The sequence below is a fragment of the Nostoc sp. NMS4 genome (assembly GCF_017115095.1).
GTDB lineage: Bacteria > Cyanobacteriota > Cyanobacteriia > Cyanobacteriales > Nostocaceae > Nostoc.
The window spans coordinates 28739-54086 of the sequence record NZ_JABXKI010000226.1 but is presented as its reverse complement, the minus strand read 5'-3'; the positions used below and the strand labels follow the sequence as shown (position 1 = coordinate 54086).

The window sequence follows — 25348 nt, the reverse complement described above, 5'->3', positions numbered from 1 at the left end:
TTGCCTTTTCCAAAGAACAATATTTAATTGGAACCCAGTTGTCGCTATAAAAGTAGACAGTTACTCGGCTCATTGCATACTCTTTCAACGGCAGTGGAAGAGACCAGGACGAGTCCACAGTTTGAACCTTACCTGTTGAGTCCATGCTTTGAACCTCAGTTATTAAGTATATTTACTTTCACTGATCGGCATGATTCAAAGGAACTATCATAAGTAATAACAATCTGCCTTAAAAGTACATCTTTAGATAAAAGTCAGAATAATTAAAACTGACTTCACAACCTTGGAACTAAATGCGATCGCTACTTCTTGTGTTTTAGCAGCTTGGGTTATATCCACAGCATAACCCCCTACAATAGCCGTTACTGAGATCGCCATTGCAAAAATAAGTAGGGATTTGATAGAAGAGTGCGATCGCATAACTTAGTTTTCTTACAGCTATTTTCAGCTAAATAGCTGTAAGCTTTATGCATCTAACTCTTAACAAATGTCCACTCTAGTACCTTGATGGGGGCTTCTTGTAGTGATTGAGTTAATTCAGCGCTGCTCTCAAATTTTATCTGGGAGAGGTCACACGCTTCGACATTGACCGTGAATTTCTCGTTTTGGAAAGGCCAGGGTTTAACAACAAGTAAGTTATCACTACGCTGCATGATGTCATAGCGCTCACCTTCAGGGCCTTTGCTAATTTCTAAAAATCGCTCATCGTCAGGTAGTTCTTGCTGACAGAGAATAAGCGAAAGGCGATCGCACCATTGCATAAATGCATAGGCTGCATCAACTTCCTCCTTTTTGATGCCCAGTTCTTTACGCCAACGTTGCTGATTTTGAAGTTGCTCGTCTAAAAGTTTGTCTAATTTTGAAGACTTACCCCGCCCTGACTCATTTAAACGACTGATGTGCATGGAAATTAATAGAGCCACCCATCGCCCACGATAAAGGGCATTTTTTGCCAAATTAGCCAATTTATCGGCACCAGCATCTATATCGGCATTAGTGGAGAGGGTGAAGTCCTTTGGCGCACCTGCTTCAGTCAGAATATCGTCTTCCCACTCTTTTTCTAAGTCATCGTGATGAGAAATTGCAGCCATCGTTTCATATAACCTAATCGGCGCATCTTTACGTTGCCATTGTCCCGCTAGTTGAGCTGCTAATAAAGCATGGGCACGATGATAAATGACTTCCCAACCATTTGGCGTAGCGTTGACAATCACAAGTTAATCTCCTGATTTTGAGTTTTGATTTTGAGTTGAATTAATTTCTGAAATCAGAAATATCGTGGTAGAAATTGAACAAGCGATCGCTCTGACTTATTCAGTGTTGCTGAATATTTATAGCCATAGTTATTTTCCATTGAGTGTAATACCCAAATACTTAACTAAAAATCCCGACTTCTTAGAAAAGTCGGGATTCTTTTGCTCACTAGATGTAGCTAAACAGCCCAACATTTTCTAAAGAAGGTAGGCTATTTACCCACCAGATGATTGGGATTTTTTCAGATTCTATTCACAATCAACCTCTACAATTAAGAATGGCTTTCTAGCGGATTAGCAATATATTTGAACGTAGGCTCAGAATTCCAAGGGCCACGCTCATCTTTACCATCTCCGTTTGTAGATAGATTGTAGTAAAGAGCAACAGTTTCATCTGGCTTAATATTACCAAAGAATGGATCTGTCAACTTACCTAGTGAATCTAGAGCTTTCATAAACATCTGAGTATGAGAAATTTCTCGTGTTAACAGATGGACTAAAGTCTCTTCGGTTCCTTTGTCTGTTGCCAACTTAATCAATGATTCGTAAGTTTGACGAGCGCCAGCTTCTGCTGCAACGTTAGCTCTTAAATCACGCACTACATCTCCACCCTCATTCAAGTAACTTGCAGTCCAAGCAGTACCCTGGCTATCTAGAAAATGAGGACCAACCCCTCGAACTGCAAAGAGAGTACTCTTATAAGCCTCTGTTTGATCTACATTTTTAGTATGAGCTTCGATAAGTTTCCCAACCATTTCTAAATGGCCGAATTCCTCGATTGCAATATCTTGCAGCATATCTTTAATGCCAGCATTTTCGACATGAAAAGATTGAACCCAATATTGAAGTGCTGCACTAAGTTCGCCAGTAGCTCCGCCAAACTGCTCTAATAGCAACTGAGCAAAACGAGGGTTTGCGTCAGTAACGTTAACTGCATGAATAGGCTCTTTTTTGTGAAAAAACATAGATTTACACTTCCCAAAATTTGGTGTTACAGAATGAATTGACTTGTCTTCTAGTCTTTTCCAGATAGAGCTAATTTGATATTTTATAGCTATCTAAAACTTGTTAACTAAAAGACTGAAAGTACAGTACTTATCTCAAGGTTGATAACTGTCAAGCGGCAATTATACATTGCTGTTTCTTCTGATTAATCCCCATAAATAAATAGCAACAATTGCGCCAAGCACAGCCACTAAAATACCGGGAATAGTCAAACCAGTACCAGCCGCAGTAATTTGCAGAGTTCCTGTTTGTAACAAGGTAAATAGAGTTCCACCGACGAAAGCACCAATGATACCCAAAATCATTGTGGAGAGAATTCCGCCGCCTTGATAACCAGGATAAATAGCTTTAGCAATCGCACCTGCTAAAAGTCCTAAAACTATCCAAGCAATAATACTCATAACCGCCTCAACAATCTCACTTAAATCTAAGTTATCAACTCTAATTCCAAATTCTTTCTACCAGATGGGGTAAATGCTAAATCCAAAAGTTATACAAAATAAATAATTTTTTATATATATCCAGATTCGAGATAATTTGCACTCTACTATGTTTTGATACCAACCAAACGAAAATCTTTCCAGGTTTTAGTTACGAATTATTTTCGTAAAAAATATAATATAAAACCTAAAGTTAGAATTCTAATTTATTAATCAATCTAATTTTATCTATCTTAAGATACAAAGTCTTTATCTAACTTATTAGGGATGTATGAAAACCTTTTATTCATTACGTCATGTAGAATTTTAGCTATAACTTATTATTAATTATCTATACCAGTCCTAAATCATTTGCGAACAATAATATCCCCGACTTCGTAAAAGTTGTCGGGGATCTGAGTCTCTCGATTTTCACAGATCATTTAGGATTAGTGATATCAAATAGCGCGGGAGAATTTTGTCTCTCGCATTCTTGTGTGAGTATCAAAGATAACGGCAATATTTCTGACTAGTAATCTACCGATGTCTGTAATCTGGATCTGATTTTTTGATAAACTGACTAGAACATCGGCTTCTAGTGGTTTTAACGCCTCTAGTTCCTCAGAGAAATATTCATCAAAACTGATATGATACTTGTTTTCAATATCTTGCTTACAAAGCTGAAAATGAGACATAATACCCATAATCACATCCCGCCTAATAATGTCATTCTGAGTTAGTTTGATACCTTTACTAACAGGTAAACTACCTGCTGCTAGTGTCTGATAATAATCCTTTAATTCCTTGTGATTTTGAGCATAAGCATCTTCTAACATACTGATGGATGTTGCACCAAAACCAAATAATTCTGTTTCGGCGTGGGTAGTATAGCCTTGGAAATTGCGTTTCAGAGTGCCATTGCGTTGAGCGATCGCTAATTCGTCATTAGTTTTAGCAAAATGATCCATCCCAATAAATAGATATTGATTATTCGTCAATTCTTCAATGGTCATTTTTAGAATCTCTAACTTTTCCTCGGCTGGGGGTAGCGCCTCTTCAGGAATATTTTTTTGTGTCGGTTTCAGCCAAGGTACATAAGCAAAGTTAAAGACAACAATTCGATCGGGATCTAACTCAATCGTTTTTTTCAGCGTCTCTTGAAATGTCTCACGTGTTTGATAAGGTAAACCATAAATTAGGTCTACATTCACACTTTCAAACTTAGCTTCTTTGACCCAACTCATGACATCAAAAAGCATTTCTTCTGGCTGGACGCGATTTACAGCTACTTGAACTTGATGATTAAAATCCTGAATACCAAAACTAATGCGGTTAAATCCAATCTGTCTCAGAAAGAAAATGTAGTTTTTATCGATATAGCGGGGATTAATCTCAATTGAGATTTCTGCTTGGGAATCGATGTTGAAATAGCGATTGATGTTTTTCCATAAAAATTCTACTTGGTGACGCTCCAAATAATTAGGAGTACCACCTCCCCAGTGAATTTGCAGCACTTTTCTATCGGAATCGATTAAAGCTGCGGTGTTTTTAATGTCTTGAACCAAAGACTCCACATAAGGTTTAGCAATATTCTTGTTGTTGGAAATTACTGTATTACAGCCGCAGAAGTAGCAAGCACTTTGGCAAAAAGGGATATGGAAATACAAAGAAAGAGGGGTTTTGCGTTGATTCGATGCTGCGATCGCAACCTTAAAATCAGTTTCGGTGAATGTTTCGCTTAACTCTGTAGCGGGCGGGTAACTAGTATATCTAGGTGCGCGAGTGTCGTACTTTTGAATCAGATCCAGATCAAACTTGACACCAGGTAATAGAAAAACCATTGAGTTGCTTTCCAATAAATGAAGGGAGTAGGTAGAGACGCGATTAATCGCGTCTGTGGGTAGTGGGGCGATGATTGGGAAATAACCAATGACAAATGACAAATGACAAATGACAAAATTAATTAGCCGCAGCTACTTCAGTGCTACCTGAATTCTGAGAACGAGTGAGGCTATTAAACAAGACTTGACCGAGTGCTTTAATTAAGCTTTCCTCTAACTCGTGAGCCATTTGTAAATTTAACCCAAAAGCATTATTGGCTTCTGTAACAATCCGTTCTGCTGTTATATCATCAACGGGTAATGCATTTAATGCCTGACGATACTTATCCTTAAATGCCTTTTTGTCAGGAATTTGCTCAAAGTTGTAAAAGGATGTGCCTTCATAGCCAGAAAGCTTCAGGGCTGACTGAGCAACTTTTTGTAGCATTTGACCCCCTGAGAGATCGCCCATGTAGCGAGTGTAGGCATGACCTAGCAATAAGACTGGTTCACTAGCAGAAATTTCCCGAATGCGGTCAATGTAGGTTTGGGCAGCAGGTGAAGGTGTAACTTGCTCTCGCCAATTATCTCCATAATAAAACACCATGTCTTTTTCAAGTGAGGATTGGCGATTAAGTTCTACAAAGTAAACTGCACTAATCACAGGATTCTCTCTATGGCTCTCTAATGCTGCTTCTAGTTCGCTGTAGACGTAATACAAGTTGCTTAAGAACTTGGCAAAGCAGTCTCTATCCACAACTCCTTGTAAAAAACATTTCATGAATGCCACATTTTCTGCTGATGTGTGGGCTTGTTGAGTTCCAGAGCGCAGTTTGATGGCTAGATTGCTACTCATTGTTGCTTCCTTCATGTTCAAGCGCAAGGTTTTTCGGCAGTGACCGACTCACGATAACTGCCGCAGCCCGCTAAAAATTGTTATTCTAGGTTTACAGAGAATCTGCATCACTCTATCTGGCAAATACAACTGCCGATGCAAATCCCAGGTATTTTTATTTCTCCTAAGATTATTTAACTATTCATTTATATATAACTATTAAGATATTAATATTTATTTATGTTTTTCTAGCCTAGTACCGCAAGGCGTAATTCGTAATTCGTAAAGGTTTTAGACATTTCAAATGGGTGGTTTATTTCCGCAGTGCTGTACTAGTCAAATTTTGTATCTTTAGAGGTTGTTTGAAAAGTTCTACGTTGTGATACTAATCGAATGATTACCCCCCTTAATCCCCCCTTATAAAGGGGGGAAACAAGAGAATCTCGTTCCTCCCCTTTATAAGGCTAAGGTGTACACACAAGTCGAATTACCCCCCTTAATCCACCCCATGCATTGGGGGGAAACAAGAGAATCTCGTTCCCTCCCCAATGCATCGGGGAGGGTTAGGGTGGGGTAAAACAATATTTGATACATCAATCATGACTTTTCAAACATCCTCTTACAAGGATTTTAATGCTACTGAAGGACAAATTTAACTTAATCTTATCCTTATTTTGATTTGTTCTTAATTGTACTAAGACTTTTAATACAATAAATTCTATTTAATCTGTATAAAATTCTTCTATAAAAATCCGATTTAATTTTTGAAAAGCTTGAGTGCTATAACTTTGAGTGAGGTAAATCAGATATCAGGCATACTTAATAAGATTAATACCTGATTTTTAAGATTTCTATGTGATATTCTCAAAACAGGTTTCAGGATTCAGCTAACCGTTTGGTCTTGTCCTCACTAAATCAGGATAAACTCTATGTATCGATTCCAGATCAGTGCATACACTCAAACTGGCGAATCCATTGGTTTGGTGGGTTCTACTCCAGCATTGGGATTGTGGGACATCACCAAATGTGTTCATCTGCGTACAAGTGGCGATCGCTATCCTTTATGGTGGACAGATATTGACATTCAAGAGTCAGACTGTCAACAGAGAGTTGAATATAAGTATGTGCGTCTCGATGCAAACGGTAACGCTCAATGGGAGAGCTTATTAGATACAAACCGATGGATTCCGATTGACTCTAGCGATCGCGCCAACACACCCAACACAATTATTGTGGATGATGGCGCATTCGGTTATTTACAACCTTATCCATTCGCATACATTCAGCAGTCTGCTGTCAGAACACCCTTAGATGAAGAGTCTAAAGGGTTAAAAATCGTAGTCATTGGCAGTTCCGTCGCATTAGGTCATAAAGCCTGGTTTTTGAAAGGTTGGGTCTGGCTGTTGGCAGAGGCTTTGCAGCAAAAATATGGGCATAAACTTGTGAATGTGTCGGAGGTGGGGGCGAATGTCAGCAGAACGATCGCTCGATTCCCTTGGTTTGTCACCCCAGAACAACCAGATATTGTGATTATTGCCCTGTCTCTAGGCAACGAAGGGTTAGCCTATTGTCCCCCTCACGAGCGGCGAGCAGTACAACGGCGGTTTGAAAATGGCTTGCAGCAGCTGGTGAAAATGACGCGGGACATCGGAGCAATCCCGATTCTGGGCGGAGTCTACCCCAACGGTGATTATTCCCTAGAACATTACTCGCTGATCCGAGACACACACAAGCGGATGCTAAGTTGGGGCGTACCTGTACTCAATTGGTTAGCAGCCGTCGATGATGGACAAGGACGATGGAAAGCGGGGATATCCTTCGACCCGGCTCACCCGAATACAGTCGGTCATAACCTGATGTATCAGCAGATTGACCACCACCTATTCGATATCGACAAAGACGCATTAGCAAAAGACAAACAACGCTTCCAGCAACCAAATGAATTTCCCATCTACTTTGATAATGAGGGCTTTCATGTCTCTGTGTGTATAGAAGAGAAGCGTTTGCGAATCGTTAATTCATCGTCATACAGCTACACGATCGCTCCCTATTGGCAGGAACTACAAACTGCACTGCAAAGTAAGGCGGGATTGATATCAGGTATTTACATTGCCAAGAATATCCAGCCAGGGACGCTCCCCTTCTTGGCTGTCGAGGATGGCGCGATCGCAACTACAATAAACATCCCCCCAAATACCGATTTAGAATATAGCGCCGCCTTCAATCTCTTTTCGCCCAACAACATTTTATTCGATGACGGGCATCTGGGGATTTTGCAAGCAGATAAACAACATCTTTGGATAATCAACGAATCAGATAACGAGTACAACATCCAACCGATGTGGACGGAGGTTTGCAACGCACTTAAAGCCATGCCATCGGGTGTTTATGAAGATCCCCTTTATCCCGATGTCCCTTTTCGTACCATGATGATTGGTAAGGATGGGCTAGAAAGTCGGGTGAAAGCACCACCGAAATCTGCGGTGTTTTTTCAATACAAATGTGAGTTATCGGATATCAGCCGTGTGGCCATTCTTCCCCTTGGCGATCGCTGTGCCGTCCGCATGATGTTGTATAAAATGGAGTATGATGGTCCCGCGTTTCCGTTTGATTTAACGCGCACAACTAATATTGCAGATGTTGCGGATGCGATCGAAAACGGTTTTGATGATATGTGGAACCCTGCTTATTTGCATTACAGTCCCGATGCAGGTAGAATTTATCACAGCAAATGGTCAGGTTTATCTTTTGCCCATGAAGTCGAGGAGACAGACGACCCAACAAACGATATGTCTCCCGTCCATGAACGGATGCGCGTTCGTTACACGGCAAGGTCTGAAAGGTTTTGGTACGCACTGCGGCACTGCGATAAAGTGCTTTTTGTTCGCACAGGAATTAGCGATGCCTACGGCGGCAAGCTACGCGGTGGTGTGATAGATTTAGTCAACAAGCTGCAAAAACAATGCCAGGGGAAACCATTTCATCTCTTGCTGCTTTCTCCCCAAAGCGATGATGAGTTTTTAGATATTCCCAATGTGCTGCACTACAATGTCGAGTTTAATCCCGATCGCATGTATGACGACTTGGGACATTGGATGTATTGCACAGAGGTAATGCGAGGAATTCTGAAATCCCTTGGTGTGTCCAGCAAAAACCTCTTTTGGTGTCCACCCAAAATACCGAAGGGGTGGGAAACTAGGTAGGCGCTCCTTCTTTGATTGCTCAATCCCTTCGATATAATGCGGGTTGACAGTCTAACGGCTAGCTTCACCGGCGGCAGATAAAGTGTAACTCAGCATCAACGTATATCGACCGTCCGGTGCAAGCATTTGTTAGGCGAGGCAGCTAAAAATCAAGGAGCGCCTTCTGAACTTCCTCTGGTGAAACTTCAACTAAATCGACACCAAGAACTCTTTCCTTTGCGGAACTTTGTTCAACCATGCCACCAACAGCTTCAAAAAGCTTAAGAGACAAATATGCATTAGGCTGGCTTTCTGTGATGGAGACTGTATCTACTTCGAGATGACCATAGTTGCCTGTCTTGATATTTTTATAGTAAGGTTTGCGTCCCATTGTGCTCACACGTTTAAAAAAGGGTTTTTTAGATGGATTTTGATTCAATCTGATTCACTATTGTGCTTCCTGGAAAGCCTGAATCGCTAGTCCCTGCTGATCTACGGACAGGTAGTTGATAGATGTCAATAAAGCAGTCTCTAGCAAATTCTCTCCATACATACTTTGATTGATTCCTCCCCATATTGGATTAAAGGTGAACTGCCCCTTGTTGTACGCGTCAATAAAACGCCGATAGCTGGAAACAGCCCCTTGATAATTACCTGTTTCAATACATGTGCTGCTTATGGAAAGAAAAGCTTTTCCATAGTCTGGAAATTTGTGGACAATTTCTTCATATTGCTTGATCGCTTCTTGAAACCTACCGAGCCTCTTAAGCGTGGCAGCACGATTGTTGTAGTACATTGGATTGCCGTCATCAAGAGTGATAGCTTGATCATAAAGAGACAGAGCATTTTCAAACATGCCCATCTTAGCGCTTACATTACCTTCGTTGTAAAAGAGTTCGGCTTCAGCTTGATCTGTGTAGCTTTTCATAGTTCACACTCCCTAGCTTGAGATTTGTGTTTAGCTACCAGATAGTATTCCCAAAAATCTTGTACGGCATAACATTCCCAATCACCCCAGATAAACCGCAACGCCCAACATATAACTTTTAGCTAGTTGCGTATTGCGATTTGCTATGCAGACGATTGCGTTGTTTGAGTGGCTGTGAAATTATCTGCCGATTACTTACAGCTTGTTTTTGCCGCAAATCATCACAAATTGCTTGTAAGTCGTAGTTGAAAGCCTTTGCATGTTCTTCTCGAATTCTATAAATCTCTTCAAGAATTTCATCTTTCCACATATCTACTCTCCCATTAGTTCATAGGGTGTACAAAGGGTTGGCAACTCGTATCCGGCATCAAGACTGATTTGGGCTAGCTTCTTCTGGATTTGAGCATTGGCAATATGCTTACAGTTCCACGTTAACAGATAGTCCAATCCGTAAACTGTAGCCGCCGCAATATGAAGTGCATCATCAGCAGCTTTCGGTGGAAGGCTACTTTTTGCGAGAAATTGTCCTGCTAAATTTTGAACAGCTTCACTGATTTCAAGTAAAGGAAAATCACGCACTATTTCAAGTCGCTTCGTTGCTATCTCTGTATCGCCTCGTGCTACTTCATCTAAAACCACTTGAGAAATGTAGAGCATAAACTGATCGCGACGTGTGTCCCACCATTCCCGCGTAGCTTCTAAATTAGCCATCAGGATCAAGTTGTTGCTGGGTCTAGCAGTCAAGTAGCCAACAATACTGGTTTCGATGTAAACAGTTTCGCTCATATCGCATAAGCTGTTGACTTTCTCATATTATCCGAAGAGATCGCTAGGGATTTACTTAATTCTAATGACTTACAAGGTTGAAAATTTCTAGGTCTAGTTCAGCGTTGACGATCGCTATACTCAAAATAACTGAATCACTGTCGGCTTAGTAACTTTCCCCATCGCGTTGCACGGTAATTCTTCAACTATCAAAATTTGGGTTGGCACTTTATAAACAGCCAATCGCTCTTTTGCCCAACTCCTGAAAGCTTCTAATGTTAAAGCTTGTGACCCTTGCAAGACTAACGCGGCACAAACCCGCTCACCCCATTCTAAATCGGCAACCCCAACCACTGCACATTCCTGAATATCTGGATGCGATCGCAGTACTTCTTCAATTTCTAAAGCTGAAACTTTATACCCTCCGGTTTTGATGATATCCACACTCATCCGTCCCAGAATTCGGTAGTTGCCATTCTCAACGACGGCGGTATCTCCGGTACGAAACCAGCCATCTTGGAAGGCTTTGGCAGTTGCTTGGGGGTTTTGCCAATATTCTAGAAACACTCCAGGGCTTTTAACTTGGATTTCTCCTGGTGTTTCTGGTGGGACTAACTCTCCGTTCTCATCTACTAATCTCACTTCAACATGAGGTAGAGGTTTCCCAACATATCCAGCCAAGCGTTCACCGTGTAAAGGGTTCGATAACGCCATGCCGATTTCAGTCATACCATAGCGCTCAAGCAGAAAATGGCCGCTGATGGTTTGCCACTGTTCTAAAACTTGAACTGGTAATGCTGCCGAACCAGAAACCATCAGACGCATTTTAGCACAGCCTTCTGACATCTTTTCTTGTTGTTCTTTAGAGGCAATTTCCCAAGCCGCAATTAGTTTTACATAAATCGTTGGTACTGCCATAAATAGAGTTAAGTCACCGTCACAAATTCGGTTCCAAACGGTTTTGACATCAAACTTGCTCAATATATGGCACTCCGCCCCAGCCCATAAAGCACAAGTTAGTACGTTAATAATTCCATGAATATGATGTAGTGGCAGAATATGTAAAATGCTATCATCCGATGTCCATTCCCAAGCGGTAGTTAAGCTAGTCACTTGCGCTTGAATATTTTGGTGAGTTGTAACTACACCCTTGGGTTTACCTGTTGTACCACTAGTGTAGAGAATTAAAGCACGTCTAGTGATATCTATCTCTGGAAGGTTACTAACATTAGATGGGAGCGTTTCTGAGGTGAGAATAAATCGCAAATTGTGTTCTTGGGCTAGCGATGCCTGCGGCGGTAAACTACGCAATATACTCTCAAAATTAGGATGAGCAATAATAATTGATGCTCCAGAATTGGTAATAACATACTCTAATTCTGGACGCGGGTGGGAAATACACAGAGGTACAGCTATACCACCAGCCCGCCAAATTCCCCATTGAGTGGCTACATACTCAAATCCAGGCGGGATAAGAAAGGCAACTCTTTGCTCTTGTAAATCTTCCACATTTTGCAGAAGGCCTATTGCTATTTGACTAGAAGTGTGTAGCAAATCCCCATAGGTAAATGCTCCTTCCGTTGTCACAATTGCGGTTTTCTCGTTATATTCTTCAGCACGAATAATCAATGGGAGATTCATGTTTATTTACCGATTTAGGGTTGATTCAGTCTACTTATCTCGTTTGATTTATTTTCCAAGGCTCAAAGCGATCGCGCTTTGTAACCAATGCCCACACAGTACTACAGAAATCCCCACAAGCGACAGCACGAGTGACCGAAGCGATCGCAGTTGTTAGCGCCTTCATAGAATCGCAACTGAGAATTACATGGTATAAATTAGGCTCAGATCATGGTACTATCAGTACAATAGCAATGCCTCTTAAAGGTTAATGTTTTTGTAAACCAAGTGGGTGATGAGAGTTAGGGAAAAGAAGAATCATTATGATCTTTCAAAGAATCCAGAAAACTGCTTCTACAAAGACCGAAACCCCGACAACATCCCGGTTTATATCAAGACCCTTTGCGCCGATTATTCAACCCCCAACACCAACTCTTCTTCAGCAACAGGAACAAACTGAGAGACTACTTCAAAGAAAGACGAACTTTTTACCAATCCCTTTTATGCCACCGCCAAAAAAAGTAATCCAGGCAAAGTTGACAATTGGGGAACCAGGGGATGAGTACGAGCAGGAAGCGGATACCGTAGCGCGTCAAGTAGTGCAGCGTCTTCATGCACCCATGTCAACAAAGATTCGGCAACCGATGGAACAAGCGTTTGGGTCAGATTTTAGTGGAGTGAAAGTTCATACAGATGCTCAATCAGACCAGTTGAATGCTAAATCTGGCTTGGTGCAGAGAAAAACTGAAACAGTTATCCAAAGAATGAAAGTTCCAAGCAGAGAAATCAAAGGTTCCACAAAGTTTCCATTTTTCAAGATTAAAAATTCTAATCAATCTTCTACAGATACATCGTCATCAACACAAGCACCAGAAACTGCACTGTCAACAGGAATAACAGTACCGCAAATAGAAATCACACCACCGCAATCGGATAGCAATTTAAAACAACCTTCTACAGATACATCGTCATCAACACAAACACCAGAAACTGCACTGTCAACAGGAATAACAGTACCGCAAATAGAAATCACACCACCGCAATCGGATAGCAATTTAAAACAACAGGAAGTACTCACAAATCAGAGCGAAGCTATCAAACTTTTGGAAAGCAAACGTGAGCTACTCGGAACTGCGGCAGAAGAAATTAAGCGAAGTATTTGGAGACCGGAAAAAATTGACCAAGGGCAATTTCACTTTTGTGGTTCTAACGCTTTTCTAATGGCAATTGCCCTCAATGACCCTGTGAGCTACATGAAGTACATCATTGACTTGTATACAGCAAAGGCAACTTATGAAAAGGCTACCTCATCTAAAAACGCGGTAGCTAGTCAAACCGCGAAGTTAGGCAATATGTCAGTTAATGTTGATCAAGGGGTAGCAACCAGTGACGTAAGGAAGTTTAAAAACAAAAATATTTCGCAAACAGATTGGATGTCTATGGGGTCGATTCATACCCAAGAGATAGCCAATGCACCCGATTATTCTGGTAATAGTGAGGTAATGAAAGTGGTCGAAGCCTTCCAAAACAATGGCGTTATCGCAGCATTGGATTTGCGACCCACAAGCGACACATTGCAAAAAGCGATTATGGTCATCAAACAGATGACTGTTCAAAGTGGTCAAACCTTTCAATCGCTAGCCCAAGAACCCAATCAAGACGATGTAGAACAGATTCGCACAATTGTTGAAAGTACCATGCCATCTGAAATTACGGCGTGGTTTACTAAATATGGTGCCAGCAGCATTGTGCAAGAAGCAGATTCTTTCAACCCCAGCAAAACCCAAAAGGACATTCAAAAAGCTAATAATTATTTAAATGCTAGCCAAGGCAAGATGGTTATGCTCAATATCAATTCAGATACGATTGAGGGGCTACATTCTTACATAATTGACTTTGATCCCACCAAATCACATTGGGTTTTGATGAAAACCCGGATGGTAATAAATACGGGGGTTACGCCTAATGTTTGGGAAGGAACAGTCTATAGCTGGGGTACGATAAAAGATATAAAGATTGATAATGACCAAATTAATAATTCCTTCTTTGGCTTTATTGCCGCTACCATTACAACGCCTCAATCCAGTTTTTAACTGTAAGCTGTGACTAGCTCTTTGGCTGCAAATGCAAGCATTGCGAATCAGCTAGTCTATATCCCCTACGTGTCATTTCAAAAATCAAATAGGAACCCTATAGAGGAATCGGATTTGATTTTTGAAAAAAATTAGGTATTGTAGGCTGTGTTAGCTGGAACGTCGTAACGCACCAAATCTTTGTAAATGGTGCGTTAATTTATAGATATTACAACCAACGTTGGTTTTTGGCATAGACAATACTGCCAATCACAATTAATGCCATCATACAGATTACCATAGGGTAAGCCCAAGGTTGTTCTAGTTCCGGCATATATTTGAAGTTCATACCATAGAAACCAGACATAAAAGTGATTGGTAAAAATATCGTTGAAAGAATAGTTAGGCGATTAATTCGTTCACCTGTTTTACTAGCAATATTATCGCGCTGAATTTCCATTAATTCTGACATCCAGGCTCTTAAAGCTTGATATTCTTGCCAGAGTTTATCAACGTGATGAACCAATTCTTGATTGAATAATTCTTTGACTGGCTGGCTAATCCATTGGAAATCTTCATGATCCATAATCGCCATCAGTAACTTGATGCTTTGAAAATTACGTCGTCCCGAACGAGTAGATTGCCTCATTGTGGCAATTTTTTGGTACGTTGATTCATCACCAGAATTATCTAAAACTTCATCCTCTAAATCATCAAGTTTTCTAGAAATATAGGTAAATACAGTTTCGTAATTATTCAAAATATCTTTAAATATGAGATAAAAAAGATAGTCAATCCCCAATTTTTGAATATCTAGAGTTCGCTTTTGGAGATTATTAGCTAAAATAGTTAAAATTTTTAATTCAGTGATTTCAAAAGTTATGATAAAATTATTTCCAACCACAATGTTGCCACGTACAACCTCAAACTCATTATTTTTTATTTGAGAACTTAAGATTTCATAGCTGTCAAATAAACAATCTTCTACGTCTTCATCAATTCCTAGAGGGGAATGGTTGAAAATCATGTTAACACGAGATGCATTGAGTCCAAAGTGCTTGATAATCCTGGCTGTTCCGGTGCGATCGCGGAAGTGAACACAACGCAACCAAATATTGTGAGAACCATCAATTCTTTCTAGTACCGTATCGACATCCCGATGGGTGAATATTTCCAGCTTATCTGGATAAAAAGTGAGGAGAATTAGCATATAGCAATCCTAATTGAGTCGTGAGAAAATACTGTGACTCATGGTTTGTAATAAGCACTAAAGTGCTTACTACAAACCATTAAAAATAGCTTGATAAATTACCAGTCGTAAATTTGTAAAATAAAACACATTTAAATAGCACAATCACTCTCTAAGAGTTTTGACGGTTGATAGTCAACACTATATTGAGTGGTAACTCAATTTTTTTCTATTTTCCCAGATTTAGGGCGAGTAGTTAGCACTGGTGCTGATTGATTTTGCAGAATTGCAATTTCTCGCTGTGCATCTTGATAACTATCTTGTTCCCCTTGCTGTCGGAATAGTTTTGCAGCTTTTTTGAAATCTGCGATCGCACCCGATTTATTTTTCTGCTTAGTGCGAATCACACCCCGGTTATAATAGGCTAAGGCGTTGTTAGCATTAATTGCGATCGCTCGTGAATAATCCTGATTTGCAGCTTTTTTATTTCCCAGTTCGAGATAAGCGTTACCACGGTTGTTGTAAGCTACAATATTATTAGTATCTAGTTTTAGGGCTGCGCTGTAATCTTCAATAGCGCCTTTATAATCTCCAAAAGAAAAGCGGTGAATACCTCTATGAATATAAGCTGCAATAAATTTAGGATCGATCTGTAAAATAGTGTTGTAATCTTCAGTAGCTTCTACTTTATTTCCCAAATCGCTGTAAGTATCACCACGATTAAGATAAGCTTCGATGTATTTGGGATTAATGTTAATTGCATCTGTATAATCTTTAATTGCTTCATATTTTTGTTTATTAATAGATTGAGTTAAACCCCTTTGATAATAAGCTTTAGCATCACTAGGATTAATTTTAATTACTTTATCAAAATCTTGGATTGCTTCAAGTCTTTGTTTGAGGCGACGGTGGAGAATTCCTCGCTGTAAGTAGGCTTCAGTATACTGGGGTTTGAGAGCGATCGCTTTGTTAAAATCTTCAATTGCACCTTTATTATCCTTCAATTGAACACGAGCTAACCCTCTTCCATAGTAAACATAAGCATCTTTAGAATTTAGCTTAATTGCTTGAGTATAATCTGCGATCGCTTCTTTGTATTTGCTTAATTCCGAAAAAGCAAATCCTCGGTCAAAATAAGCATTAGCATCTTGAGGATTGAGTAAAATAGCTTGGCTAGAATCTGCTTGTGCTTGCTCGTAGTCTCCTAATCGATAATAAGCATCACCTCGCCGATTATAAGCTAAAGCATTTCGCGGATTTAATTTAATTGCCTGATTAAAATCTTCAACTGCTCCTTCATAGTTTCCTGCCTCATATTTATTGACTCCATCTTGATATAATTGTTTTTGAGCATCACTTACAGGTTTTGGCAATCTCAATTGCCACGCTCCAATACCAAGGGTAATACATCCAGCTATTCCCATCAAAACTAGTAATAATTTTTTCTGATGCCGTTTTTGCTGATTGTCATCAACATTTATTAAATTTTTTAAGTCGTCTAAAACTTCGGTTGCATACTGGTAGCGCCGACGATAGTTAAAACGCACCATTCGATTAATAATTTTTGCTAACTTTCCGTTAACTTTGAGATTTTTGTCGCGCCAAAGTATTTCACCTGTCAGCTTATTTTTCTGACTTCGCAAATTAGATATTTCGTTTGTCGGTAAACCTTTAAGTGCTGCGATCGCAACAATCCCCAAAGCATATATATCGCTGTTATATTTCAGGTTGCCGTTAACTTGTTCTATCGGCATATATTCGAGATGATCAACAGTATTAGTCATGGCTTCATTAAAAGTACCAAAATTAACCAAAACTAACTTATTATCAGATTCCCGGCGAATAATATTTGCTGGTTTAATATCCCGATGAATTACGCCATAGCTGTGTACAACAACCAAAATTTCTAATATCTCTGATAACAGAGTAATTACTTGGTCTTCTGTTAGAGGTTCTCCCTGAATAATTTCGTCAGTTAAAGGATTACCAGGTATGAACTCTTGGACTATATAGAATTCTTCATTTTCTTCAAAAGAAGCAATGAGCTTTTGAATTTGATTGTGTTCCTGTCCGAGTTTTTCTAAAGTTGCTGCCTTACTCGTAAACAAGCGGCGTAGGATTGTTAAAGCTTGAGGATTGCTATTAGGAGGAGATAACTGCTTTACTATAAATTGACTGCCAGAAAGATTAACATCTTCAACTAGATAGGTTTTTCCTTTTTCCCCACCATTGATAACTTTTACTATTCGATAGTGTTCATCTAATAAATGACTATTCATCAAAAATATAGTCTGATAAATTGTTCGATTATAGCTTACGTGTTATTACTACTCATTTTAAAATATAAATATTTATTTATTAAGCAACTTCAAATAAGATCAATGCGCGGGTTGCTACGGCGTGTATATTGCAAAGTCCCTCTACCAAGCTTGCTACGGTGTATACACAAGTCTGAAATAGCTGATTAACCAAGGTTTTACCCCACCCTAACCCTCCCCTTATAAAGGGGAGGGAACTAGATTTTCTGTTTCCCCCCTTTATAAGAGGGGATTAAGGGGGGTAATTTGAGTTGGGTGTACACCGTAGCCCAAGCTTGGGAGAGGGATTTAGGGTTGAAAGCTCATTGATTCAGATTTTACGCTGGTACGACAAATTTCTCACTACCAGCCAGTTCAAAGGCTGCATGAATAGCTTGCAAAGCTTTAACACCTTGCTCTTGCGCCACAACACAACTAATTTTGATTTCTGAAGTAGCGATCATTTGAATATTGATTTGCTGTTGGGCTAAAGCTTCAAACATTTTAGCAGCAATACCAGGTTGTCCTACCATACCTGCACCGACAATACTCACCTTAGCGATCGCACTATCTAAAACAACTTCACCCCATCCTAACTCTGCTGCTACTTGGGTAAGCATTTCTCTGGCATTTTCCCCATCAATCCGCGAGACTGTAAAGGCAATATCTCGTCTGGGAACACCATTAATTACTCGGCAACGCTGAGATTGAATAATCATATCAACACTAATATTATGCTGCGCTAACAATCCAAATAATTTCGCCGCCATCCCCGGACGATCTGGTAATTGGCGAATCGCAAGACGCGCTTGATTCAAATCGAGAGCAACACCGCGAACGGGAGGAGATGAAGAAGACAAGGGAGACAAGGGAGAGGGGGAAGACAAGGGAGAGGTTTGTTCAATGATTCTTCCTTGTCTTCCTTGTCCCCCTTGTCCCCTTGTCCCCTCTTCCCCTGCTTCAATTTCAAAGGCGCTGCGGAGTGCTAAGACGGCGCGATCGCATTCGCTGGCATCGACTACGCAACTTACTTTTACTTCGCTGGTGGAAATCATTTGAATATTCACGCCAGCTTCGGCTAAAGTGGCGAACATCTTTGCAGCGACACCAGGACGGCCAATCATTCCTGCACCTGCGATGCTGACTTTGGCAATGTTATTTTCGATCATTACCTCGGCTTCGTCAGATTTGGGGTGAGATTGACTCCTCAGTGCTGGGGCGATCGCTGTTGCTACTGCTTCTGCACGTTTTAGTATTGGCGTTGTAACTGTAAAGGCAATGTCATTACTGTTACCTTCGTGAACTGATTGAATAATTAAATCTACGTCTACTTTTTGCCGAGAAATTTCGCCAAATAATCTCGCTGCAACCCCCGGTTTGTCGGGTACGCGCAACAAAGCGACCTTTGCTTGGTTGGTGTCAAATTCTACAGCATCCACTGGACGGGCAATTTCTAGATTAATTAGCGATCGCCCTTGGGGTTTGGCTGATGTCACCCAAGTACCTGGTTGATCCGTCCAACTAGACCTAACTACCAGAGGAACACCATAGTTACGGGCAATTTCCACAGCACGGGGATGCAGCACTTTTGCGCCCAAGCTAGCTAATTCCAACATTTCATCGCAGGTGATGGCATCCATCAACTGAGCTTCGGCAACTAAGCGGGGATCTGTAGTGAGAATCCCTGGAACGTCTGTATAAATTTCGCAAAAATTCGCTTTTAATGCAGCTGCGATCGCCACTGCTGATGTGTCAGAACCACCACGCCCCAAAGTGGTAATTTCCATCTCTCCGGCGCTGGAGATACCTTGGAAGCCCGCTACTACAACTACTTTACCTTCATTTATGTGGCGATTGAGGCGAGTAGTTTCAATATGTAAAATCCGAGCGCGGCTGTGTTCGGCTTCAGTAACAATTCCGACTTGAGCGCCGGTCATGGAGATTGCGGGTTGTCCGAGTTCCTGCAAAGCCATACTGAGTAAGGCAATAGTTACTTGTTCGCCAGTGGAAAGCAGCATATCCATTTCTCGGCGATTAGGATTTGGAGAAATTTCGGTAGCTAGTTTGACGAGTCCATCGGTGGTTTTGCCCATTGCCGAAACCACTACGACAATAGAGTTTCCAGCTTTAACAGTTTTATAAACACGCTCTGCAACAGCTTGAATACGTTCCACTGAACCGACAGATGTACCACCGAATTTCTGAACTATGAGCGCCATAACTTTTTATTTAATCAATTGTGCCTGTTTTCATCAACGCTTCCACCTGGTTAGGAAGCATTCAAGGCTTATCAGTTATATAGTGTACTAAATATCGCATTGAATACCCTATCATAATTGATTATTCAAAAACTACATCTTCGTAGAGTGCTGCCATTGTTTCGTCAAAATCCACGCTGTTAAGTCGAAATGATTGATGCTCTGCTGTGTAGGATTGTAAAACCCACAACCCCTGCTCATTGCGTCGAAAACACTCAACTCGCTGGCGTTTTGTATTAATTAAAACATACTATTGCAGACTTTCCAGTGTTTGATAATCGGCGAATTTGTCGCCCCGGTCAAAGGCTTCGGTAGAATTAGATAAAACTTCGACAATTAAACAGGGAAATCTTTTATAACCTGGCGTTTCTCGATTTTGGCGATCGCAAGTAACCATCACATCGGGATAATAAAAGCGATTCAGAGATTCAATTCTGGCTTTCATATCAGCGATGTAAACACGACAACCAGAGCCGCGCACATGATTACGGAGGAGAGCGAACAGGTTTCCCGCAATAGTAACATGTGGATCTAGCGCTCCAGCCATTGCGTAGATGTAGCCGTCGATATATTCATGCTTGATATCGCTCTGTTCCTCCATTTGGAGGTATTCTTCAGCAGTGACGTAGTTTTGTTGGGGCGAAGCTATCATATTTTAAAGGTTTTATTGTGCCGATTTACCTATGGCGGTGCGTTAGGCGCAGTAGACTTTATAATCAGGTAAGGAACTTATGTAAGGAACCTGGATAATGGCTAGTGCGACTATCACTACTAAAGGGCAAGTAACTATTCCTAAAGAAATTAGAGATTATCTTAACCTTGATACAGGTAGTAAAGTTGATTTTGTTATTGATGAAAATGGAATAGTCAAATTAATTCCCTTGAATATCTCTATCCAAAGTTTATCAGGGATTTTACACCGTCCGGGAATGAAAAGCGCAACTTTAGAAGAAATGGAAGCTGCAATTAAAGAAGGCTCAAGTGATTGGACTTGATACAAATATTTTAGTGCGCTACTTGACAAAAGATGATGAAAAGCAGTGGGAGCAAGCTGCTGAAATTATCGAAGGGGGAGAGCAATGTTTTGTTGCTAATATAGTTATTTGTGAATTGGTTTGGGTTTTACGGAGTAATCCTTATCAATTTAGTAGAGAAGAAATTAGTAACACTATCGAATTAATGCTCCAATGTTCGGTATTTGAGCTAGAAAATCGCTCTTTAGTTTATCAAGCATTACAAAGATTTAAGCAGGGAAGTGCAGATTTTTCTGATTATTTAATTGGGGTAATTGCTCAACATTCTGGTTGTAGTTCAACAGTGACTTTTGACAGAAAGTTGAGAAGCGAAAAGGGATTTGATTTATTTGAGTAATGGTTATATAGCGATGTCTCCGATGGTCACTGAGCTTGTCGTTGGCGCAGCCTCTCGTAGAGAAGTGCGGGCTACGCCTACGCCTTGACAACATCATCATTCAAGGCTTTAAGACTAGATAATTATGAACTCCATTTGGGTAGACCAATGCAACTAGAAGATTATTTTGACTTTTTATCAGCCGATGATATTCGCCTAAAAGGACACCGCATTGGCATCGACAATGTACTTGATTATTACTTGGAAGGATATACGCCGGAAGAAATTGCTGCTAATCTACCTAGTTTGAGTTTGGAACAAATTCACGCTACTATTACTTACTATCTCCATAATCGCGCCGATATCGAAGCTTATTTGTCACGTCTAGTAATATGGCGTGAACAGCGTTACCAAGAATCGCTTACAAATCCTTCACCTTTGGTACAGCGCCTCAGAATGTTAAAAAATCAAAGAAATGAACGTCAGGTAAGTGCTTAGTGAAAGTTCTTTTTTTGCTCGATGAAAATTTGTCACTGCGCCTGAAAGTAGCTGTTCTTCGTCTTAACCCGGCGATAGATATTTTGCGTGTGGGTGAAAGTAATGCACCAACATTAGGAACTTTAGACCCTGATGTGTTGGTTTATCTGCAATTATCTCAACGACTGTTAGTGACAGATAACCGCGCTAGTATGCCGGCTCATTTAGAAGCACATTGGGCAGAAGGTGGAAATATTTGGGGCTTATTCTGGTTGCGTCCGAGAATACCAATAGGGCAATTAGCACAAGAACTATTGCTGGTTTGGGAGACTACTGAGGCACAAGAATGGATAGATCAGTTTGAATGGATTCCTTTTTAAGCGATCGCTTGTAGATTTACACTTTAAAGTATAGCCTCATCATCTTGATATTCTTTGATTTTGGCATATAAACTGGCAACCGTTTCTTTAGCAAATAGTTTTTCTTTAATTTGCAAATAGTCGCCTTTACTTAGTTTACAAGCTGCCCAAAACTTCATTACCTTCGACGGTTCTAAGTGGCAGTTAAAAATTAGGTGATAAACCCGCTTGTTTACAAATTTCATTAGCAGTAATCCGATCAATGGTACGATGCCGTTTTACCGGAAGAGTTTTGATATCATTAGTATATATAGAATGATTTCCTCCTTCCCTTAATAAATAAAAGCCATTTTGCTCTAAGTATTTAATTAGCTCTTTTCGTTTGACTGACACACTCAAACCTCTATAGGAATTTGTTCCAGCAAAGAGCCACCTGTGGGAATTTCTTTATTTTGTTGACGATAGGCAAGAACCATTTCTTTGGTTGCATCTTGTAACATAGCTCTACATTCTTCTATGGTTTCTCCTTCTGTGATGACTTCTTGCCATTCAATAAGTTGTCCCATATATCCGCTATTAGTTTTTGTATATTTTGCAGTGTATGTAATTAACATTGCTATGTTTGTGAAGAGAATTATATGATTTATCGTAGCTGATTTTTTCTTGCGGGAAACATTGCTCTCCATCATTCACAACTACATAATAGCTTTTGGCTCAATATACAGCACTTTGCAAGTAAATGAAGTATACCCTTCTCTTGCTTGGGGCTACGGTGAATTACCCCCCTTAATCCCCCCGATATATTGCTACGGTGTACACACAAATCGGAGTTACTTTGATATCCGGGTTTTACCCCCCTTAATCCCCCCTTGCCAAGGGGGGAAACAAGAAACTCTAGTTCCCTCCCCTTTGCAAGGGGAGGGTTAGGGTGGGGTGTTTTTGTACCTCACCAACTCGCAATCTGCTGTATATCAAAATGAATGCGTGAATTACTCAAATGAAAAAGCAAACTGGGGTTTGAGAAAGTAAAAGCTGCTTTTGCTTGCGGAAAACACTAAAATGAGAAAGCAAAAGCTCCTTTTGAGAAAGTAAAAGCTGCTTTTGCTTGCGGAAAACACCAAAATGAGAAAGTAAAAGCTTATTTTGAGAAAGTCCTAGCTGCTTTTGAGAAAGTCAAAGCTCATTTTTAGTAAGTTGAATGGCATTTTTACTTAGTTCAATATGAATTTTAGTCTAGGCATCGCACTTTTCAGTTTTATTACAGTACGCTTTGCACAAAACTTGTAAATTATTTTTCGCATCATCCCTAATTTTTCACCTCCCAAGCACCTTGTAGCTGATAGCTAAAACTTTACTGCATCTGAGGTGAGCGTAGAGTTAACGATATGCCTGCCTCAAGAAAATTGCATAATTTCTACGAACCATTATTGTTGAGCGATGACCTACTCCTAAGCTATGCTCACAAATCTCTAAGGCTTGCTTTAATATAGGTTCAGTTTCTTTATAACGTTTTTGTAACATATAGATACCTGCCAAATTGCTGAGGCTAATGGCAAAGTTAGGATGCTCTTGTCCCAAAAGGCGTTTTCCCATTTCTAAGGCTTGCTGTAATAGAGTTTCTGCTTCTGTATAACGCCCTTGTAATTTGTAGAGTTCTGCCAGATTATTGAGACTTTGAACAACGTCAGGATGATCCTTTCCTAGCAGACGTTGCCTCAATTCCAAAACTTGCAAAAACATGGGTTCGGCTTCCATGTAAAATTTTTGGTAAAAGTAGAGTGTTGCCAGATTGTTCAGACTAGTCGCAAACAACAGATTTTCCTGTCCTAGCAAGCTTTCGTACATTTCTAAAGCTTTGTTGCAAAAAGGTTCGGCTTCTCTATAACGCTCTTGTAATTTGTAAAGTTCTGCCAGATTGTTAAAACTAGTGGCAACTAATGAATGCTTCTGTCCTAGCAGGTGTTGCCTAAGTTCTAAAGCTTGCAAAAATGGGGGTTCGGCTTCTTGATAACGCCCTTGTAATTTGTAGAGTTCTGCCAGATTATTGAGACTAGTGGCAACTAATAAATCCTCCTGTCCTAATAGGCGTTGTGTAAGTTCTAAGGCTTGCAGACAAAGAGGCTCAGCCTTTTTGTAATATCCTTGTAATTGATATATTAACGCCAGATTATTTAAACTTTGAGCAACAGACAAATGCTCTGAGCCAAAGCGCTTTTGAGTAACGACTAAGCACTTCTCATACCAAGGTGCTGCCTGTGCATACAACCCCTGACATTCATAGAATTCACCCAAGCTGGTGAAAAGGCTTGCTATATCTTCATCGCTGATGTATGGAATCAGATTATTCGCTACTTCAGCTACATGAGGTATGTCGGGAGAAACGGCGGTGATTTGCTGAAGGGTGGGTGTTTCAGGAATATTCTTGGCAACTGCTACCATTATCTGACAAAGCGATCGCTTTAATTCCTCCCCCTTATCTAAACCTGTAAGCTTATATTGAAAAAACTCCCGTAGCAGTGGATGCAGTTGATAAATTCCCTCACCTTTGCGCTGAACTAAATGCAGATTCAACAAGGTATCATCTCTAATTTCTTCTAAATCTTCGGCATCTTCTTCTGGTAAACACTGTTCCACCAACTTCCAAGGTATAGGTGCGGCGGCAAATAAACTCAATAAACAACCCAATTGTTTATCGTCGTCTTCTAATTCCTGCCAACTCAACTCAAAGGCTGCTAACACACCTCGTTGTGCTGTCATGTCAGCTTCCGACTTAGATTTAGAAAGAGAACGCTCATCTAATCGCTTGTTCTCCAACCGCCGGAACATTTCTGCTAAAGATAAATCCTGTTTCCGCGCCAGATAGCGCCCGACTAATTCCACACCTAAAGGTAAATATCCCAGCCACTCACACAACTGATTTGCTAAAGCTAATTCTTTTTCAATTCGCCCCGGTGTTTCTTTGAGTAAAGAATTTAATAATTCCAGCGCCGCCTCTGGTTGCAGCACATCCAAAGATAACTGTGCGATGCGTCCCAACTTCTGGCGGGTAGTCATCAGCACTTTAAACCGAGAAGGTAGCGACTGTAAGTAAGGTTTGACTTCCTCGTAGTCGCTGACATCATCCAGCACTAGCAGCACATCACCTTCACGCCAACGCCGCCAACAATATTGCACTTGGGCGAGTAAATCAACATCTTCTGGCGGCTTTAAATCAAGCTGCGTTCTGGCAAACTGCACAACTTGAATGCCCACATCTCCAGTCTTTGTTAGCAACCAGCAAAGCCCACCGTTATATATTTCGCGCCGTTTGATTGCATATTGTAAGGCGAGTTCTGTTTTACCAACTCCACCCATCCCGGCGATCGCTGCAATAGCTACTTGTTTATTATCCTGCAAAAGTTGGTGGAGTTTTTGAAGTTCTTCCTTACGTCCGACAAACTCCACCACCCCACTCAGGGGCAAATTTTGCGGTATTTCAGTAGAGGGATTTGACTTTACCCGTTCCCGTTCGGGCGACTG

The 25348-nt window shown here is 40.5% G+C and carries 26 protein-coding genes and 1 pseudogene; 7 read left to right on the top strand and 20 right to left on the bottom strand.

Features of this window, described 5'->3' with window-relative positions:
* Window positions 1-243: 243 nt before the first annotated feature.
* Together HWQ37_RS20025 and HWQ37_RS20020 are read right to left on the bottom strand one after the other, a co-directional pair.
* Complete coding sequence (locus tag HWQ37_RS20025; protein ID WP_292750077.1) at window positions 244-378, bottom strand: hypothetical protein; 135 nt, start codon at window positions 376-378, stop codon at window positions 244-246.
* A gap of 95 nt (window positions 379-473) precedes the next feature.
* Window positions 474-1214, bottom strand: coding sequence for a DUF3891 family protein (locus tag HWQ37_RS20020; RefSeq protein ID WP_292750074.1), 741 nt, complete (start codon window positions 1212-1214; stop codon window positions 474-476).
* 64 nt (window positions 1215-1278) lie between these two features.
* Here HWQ37_RS20020 and HWQ37_RS20015 point away from each other — a divergent pair, with 64 nt between their 5' ends.
* On the top strand, window positions 1279-1455 hold the full coding sequence (locus tag HWQ37_RS20015; protein ID WP_292750071.1) for a hypothetical protein: 177 nt from the start codon (window positions 1279-1281) through the stop codon (window positions 1453-1455).
* A 70-nt stretch (window positions 1456-1525) separates the two neighbouring features.
* Here HWQ37_RS20015 and HWQ37_RS20010 read toward each other — a convergent pair whose 3' ends face one another.
* The 4 genes from HWQ37_RS20010 to HWQ37_RS19995 form a co-directional block, all read right to left on the bottom strand.
* Window positions 1526-2218 (bottom strand): manganese catalase family protein, encoded by a 693-nt coding sequence (locus HWQ37_RS20010; protein WP_292750068.1) that lies wholly within the window; start codon window positions 2216-2218, stop codon window positions 1526-1528.
* 162 nt (window positions 2219-2380) lie between these two features.
* Window positions 2381-2659, bottom strand: coding sequence for a GlsB/YeaQ/YmgE family stress response membrane protein (locus HWQ37_RS20005; RefSeq protein ID WP_292750065.1), 279 nt, complete (start codon window positions 2657-2659; stop codon window positions 2381-2383).
* A 476-nt stretch (window positions 2660-3135) separates the two neighbouring features.
* Window positions 3136-4518, bottom strand: a complete 1383-nt coding sequence (gene hemN / locus HWQ37_RS20000) for an oxygen-independent coproporphyrinogen III oxidase (protein ID WP_292750062.1) — start codon at window positions 4516-4518, stop codon at window positions 3136-3138.
* 118 nt (window positions 4519-4636) lie between these two features.
* Complete coding sequence (locus tag HWQ37_RS19995) at window positions 4637-5353, bottom strand: biliverdin-producing heme oxygenase (protein WP_292750059.1); 717 nt, start codon at window positions 5351-5353, stop codon at window positions 4637-4639.
* 908 nt (window positions 5354-6261) lie between these two features.
* On the opposite strand from HWQ37_RS19995, the gene HWQ37_RS19990 reads away from it, so the two are divergent.
* Window positions 6262-8535 (top strand): DUF1796 family putative cysteine peptidase, encoded by a 2274-nt coding sequence (locus HWQ37_RS19990; protein WP_292750057.1) that lies wholly within the window; start codon window positions 6262-6264, stop codon window positions 8533-8535.
* A gap of 142 nt (window positions 8536-8677) precedes the next feature.
* On the opposite strand, the gene HWQ37_RS19985 is transcribed toward HWQ37_RS19990, so the two are convergent.
* The 6 genes from HWQ37_RS19985 to HWQ37_RS19960 form a co-directional block, all read right to left on the bottom strand.
* Window positions 8678-8905 carry a hypothetical protein gene (locus tag HWQ37_RS19985; protein ID WP_292750054.1) on the bottom strand — a complete coding sequence of 76 codons (228 nt, stop codon included), beginning with the start codon at window positions 8903-8905 and terminating at the stop codon, window positions 8678-8680.
* 57 nt (window positions 8906-8962) lie between these two features.
* The gene (locus tag HWQ37_RS19980) at window positions 8963-9442 is read right to left on the bottom strand and encodes a tetratricopeptide repeat protein (RefSeq protein ID WP_292750051.1); all 480 of its coding nucleotides are present in this window, start codon (window positions 9440-9442) and stop codon (window positions 8963-8965) included.
* A 118-nt stretch (window positions 9443-9560) separates the two neighbouring features.
* The gene (locus tag HWQ37_RS19975) at window positions 9561-9752 is read right to left on the bottom strand and encodes a hypothetical protein (protein WP_292750049.1); all 192 of its coding nucleotides are present in this window, start codon (window positions 9750-9752) and stop codon (window positions 9561-9563) included.
* A gap of 2 nt (window positions 9753-9754) precedes the next feature.
* Window positions 9755-10228, bottom strand: a complete 474-nt coding sequence (locus HWQ37_RS19970) for a type II toxin-antitoxin system VapC family toxin (protein WP_292750046.1) — start codon at window positions 10226-10228, stop codon at window positions 9755-9757.
* Window positions 10229-10348: 120 nt separating this feature from the next.
* A complete protein-coding gene (locus tag HWQ37_RS19965; protein ID WP_292750044.1) occupies window positions 10349-11848 on the bottom strand; it encodes an acyl-CoA synthetase in 1500 nt (499 codons plus the stop codon).
* 34 nt (window positions 11849-11882) lie between these two features.
* Window positions 11883-12014 (bottom strand): hypothetical protein, encoded by a 132-nt coding sequence (locus HWQ37_RS19960; protein ID WP_292750042.1) that lies wholly within the window; start codon window positions 12012-12014, stop codon window positions 11883-11885.
* A gap of 136 nt (window positions 12015-12150) precedes the next feature.
* Here HWQ37_RS19960 and HWQ37_RS19955 point away from each other — a divergent pair, with 136 nt between their 5' ends.
* Window positions 12151-13920, top strand: coding sequence for an eCIS core domain-containing protein (locus tag HWQ37_RS19955; RefSeq protein WP_292750039.1), 1770 nt, complete (start codon window positions 12151-12153; stop codon window positions 13918-13920).
* Window positions 13921-14128: 208 nt separating this feature from the next.
* Here the strand turns inward: HWQ37_RS19955 and HWQ37_RS19950 are convergent, their stop codons facing one another.
* The 4 genes and pseudogenes from HWQ37_RS19950 to HWQ37_RS19935 all read right to left on the bottom strand — a co-directional run bounded on the left by HWQ37_RS19950 (window position 14129) and on the right by HWQ37_RS19935 (window position 20295).
* Complete coding sequence (locus HWQ37_RS19950) at window positions 14129-15109, bottom strand: magnesium transporter CorA family protein (RefSeq protein ID WP_292750036.1); 981 nt, start codon at window positions 15107-15109, stop codon at window positions 14129-14131.
* A 197-nt stretch (window positions 15110-15306) separates the two neighbouring features.
* Window positions 15307-17367, bottom strand: a complete 2061-nt coding sequence (locus HWQ37_RS19945; RefSeq protein WP_292750033.1) for a serine/threonine-protein kinase — start codon at window positions 17365-17367, stop codon at window positions 15307-15309.
* Window positions 17368-17723: 356 nt separating this feature from the next.
* A complete protein-coding gene (locus HWQ37_RS19940) occupies window positions 17724-19604 on the bottom strand; it encodes an aspartate kinase (RefSeq protein WP_292750031.1) in 1881 nt (626 codons plus the stop codon).
* Window positions 19605-19725: 121 nt separating this feature from the next.
* Window positions 19726-20295: pseudogene (locus HWQ37_RS19935) on the bottom strand (Uma2 family endonuclease).
* 97 nt (window positions 20296-20392) lie between these two features.
* Between HWQ37_RS19935 and HWQ37_RS19930 the strand changes: the two are divergent.
* The 4 genes from HWQ37_RS19930 to HWQ37_RS19915 all read left to right on the top strand — a co-directional run bounded on the left by HWQ37_RS19930 (window position 20393) and on the right by HWQ37_RS19915 (window position 21850).
* Window positions 20393-20638 carry an AbrB/MazE/SpoVT family DNA-binding domain-containing protein gene (locus HWQ37_RS19930; RefSeq protein ID WP_289794873.1) on the top strand — a complete coding sequence of 82 codons (246 nt, stop codon included), beginning with the start codon at window positions 20393-20395 and terminating at the stop codon, window positions 20636-20638.
* A complete protein-coding gene (locus tag HWQ37_RS19925) occupies window positions 20625-21014 on the top strand; it encodes a PIN domain-containing protein (RefSeq protein WP_292750026.1) in 390 nt (129 codons plus the stop codon). The genes HWQ37_RS19930 and HWQ37_RS19925 overlap by 14 nt, the downstream gene beginning before the upstream one ends.
* A gap of 147 nt (window positions 21015-21161) precedes the next feature.
* Entirely contained in the window at window positions 21162-21491 is a 330-nt protein-coding gene (locus tag HWQ37_RS19920; protein ID WP_292750023.1) for a DUF433 domain-containing protein, read from the top strand.
* Window positions 21491-21850 carry a DUF5615 family PIN-like protein gene (locus HWQ37_RS19915; RefSeq protein ID WP_292750021.1) on the top strand — a complete coding sequence of 120 codons (360 nt, stop codon included), beginning with the start codon at window positions 21491-21493 and terminating at the stop codon, window positions 21848-21850. Before HWQ37_RS19920 ends, HWQ37_RS19915 begins: the two co-directional genes overlap by 1 nt.
* Window positions 21851-21873: 23 nt before the next feature.
* Here the strand turns inward: HWQ37_RS19915 and HWQ37_RS19910 are convergent, their stop codons facing one another.
* The 4 genes from HWQ37_RS19910 to HWQ37_RS19895 form a co-directional block, all read right to left on the bottom strand.
* Window positions 21874-22074: a hypothetical protein gene (locus HWQ37_RS19910; RefSeq protein ID WP_292750019.1), complete on the bottom strand. Its 201-nt coding sequence runs from the start codon at window positions 22072-22074 to the stop codon at window positions 21874-21876.
* Window positions 22034-22222 (bottom strand): type II toxin-antitoxin system HicA family toxin, encoded by a 189-nt coding sequence (locus HWQ37_RS19905; protein ID WP_292750017.1) that lies wholly within the window; start codon window positions 22220-22222, stop codon window positions 22034-22036. Before HWQ37_RS19905 ends, HWQ37_RS19910 begins: the two co-directional genes overlap by 41 nt.
* Window positions 22223-22224: 2 nt before the next feature.
* A complete protein-coding gene (locus HWQ37_RS19900) occupies window positions 22225-22395 on the bottom strand; it encodes a type II toxin-antitoxin system HicB family antitoxin (protein ID WP_228058141.1) in 171 nt (56 codons plus the stop codon).
* 811 nt (window positions 22396-23206) lie between these two features.
* A complete protein-coding gene (locus HWQ37_RS19895; RefSeq protein ID WP_292750012.1) occupies window positions 23207-25291 on the bottom strand; it encodes a tetratricopeptide repeat protein in 2085 nt (694 codons plus the stop codon).
* Window positions 25292-25348: the final 57 nt, after the last annotated feature.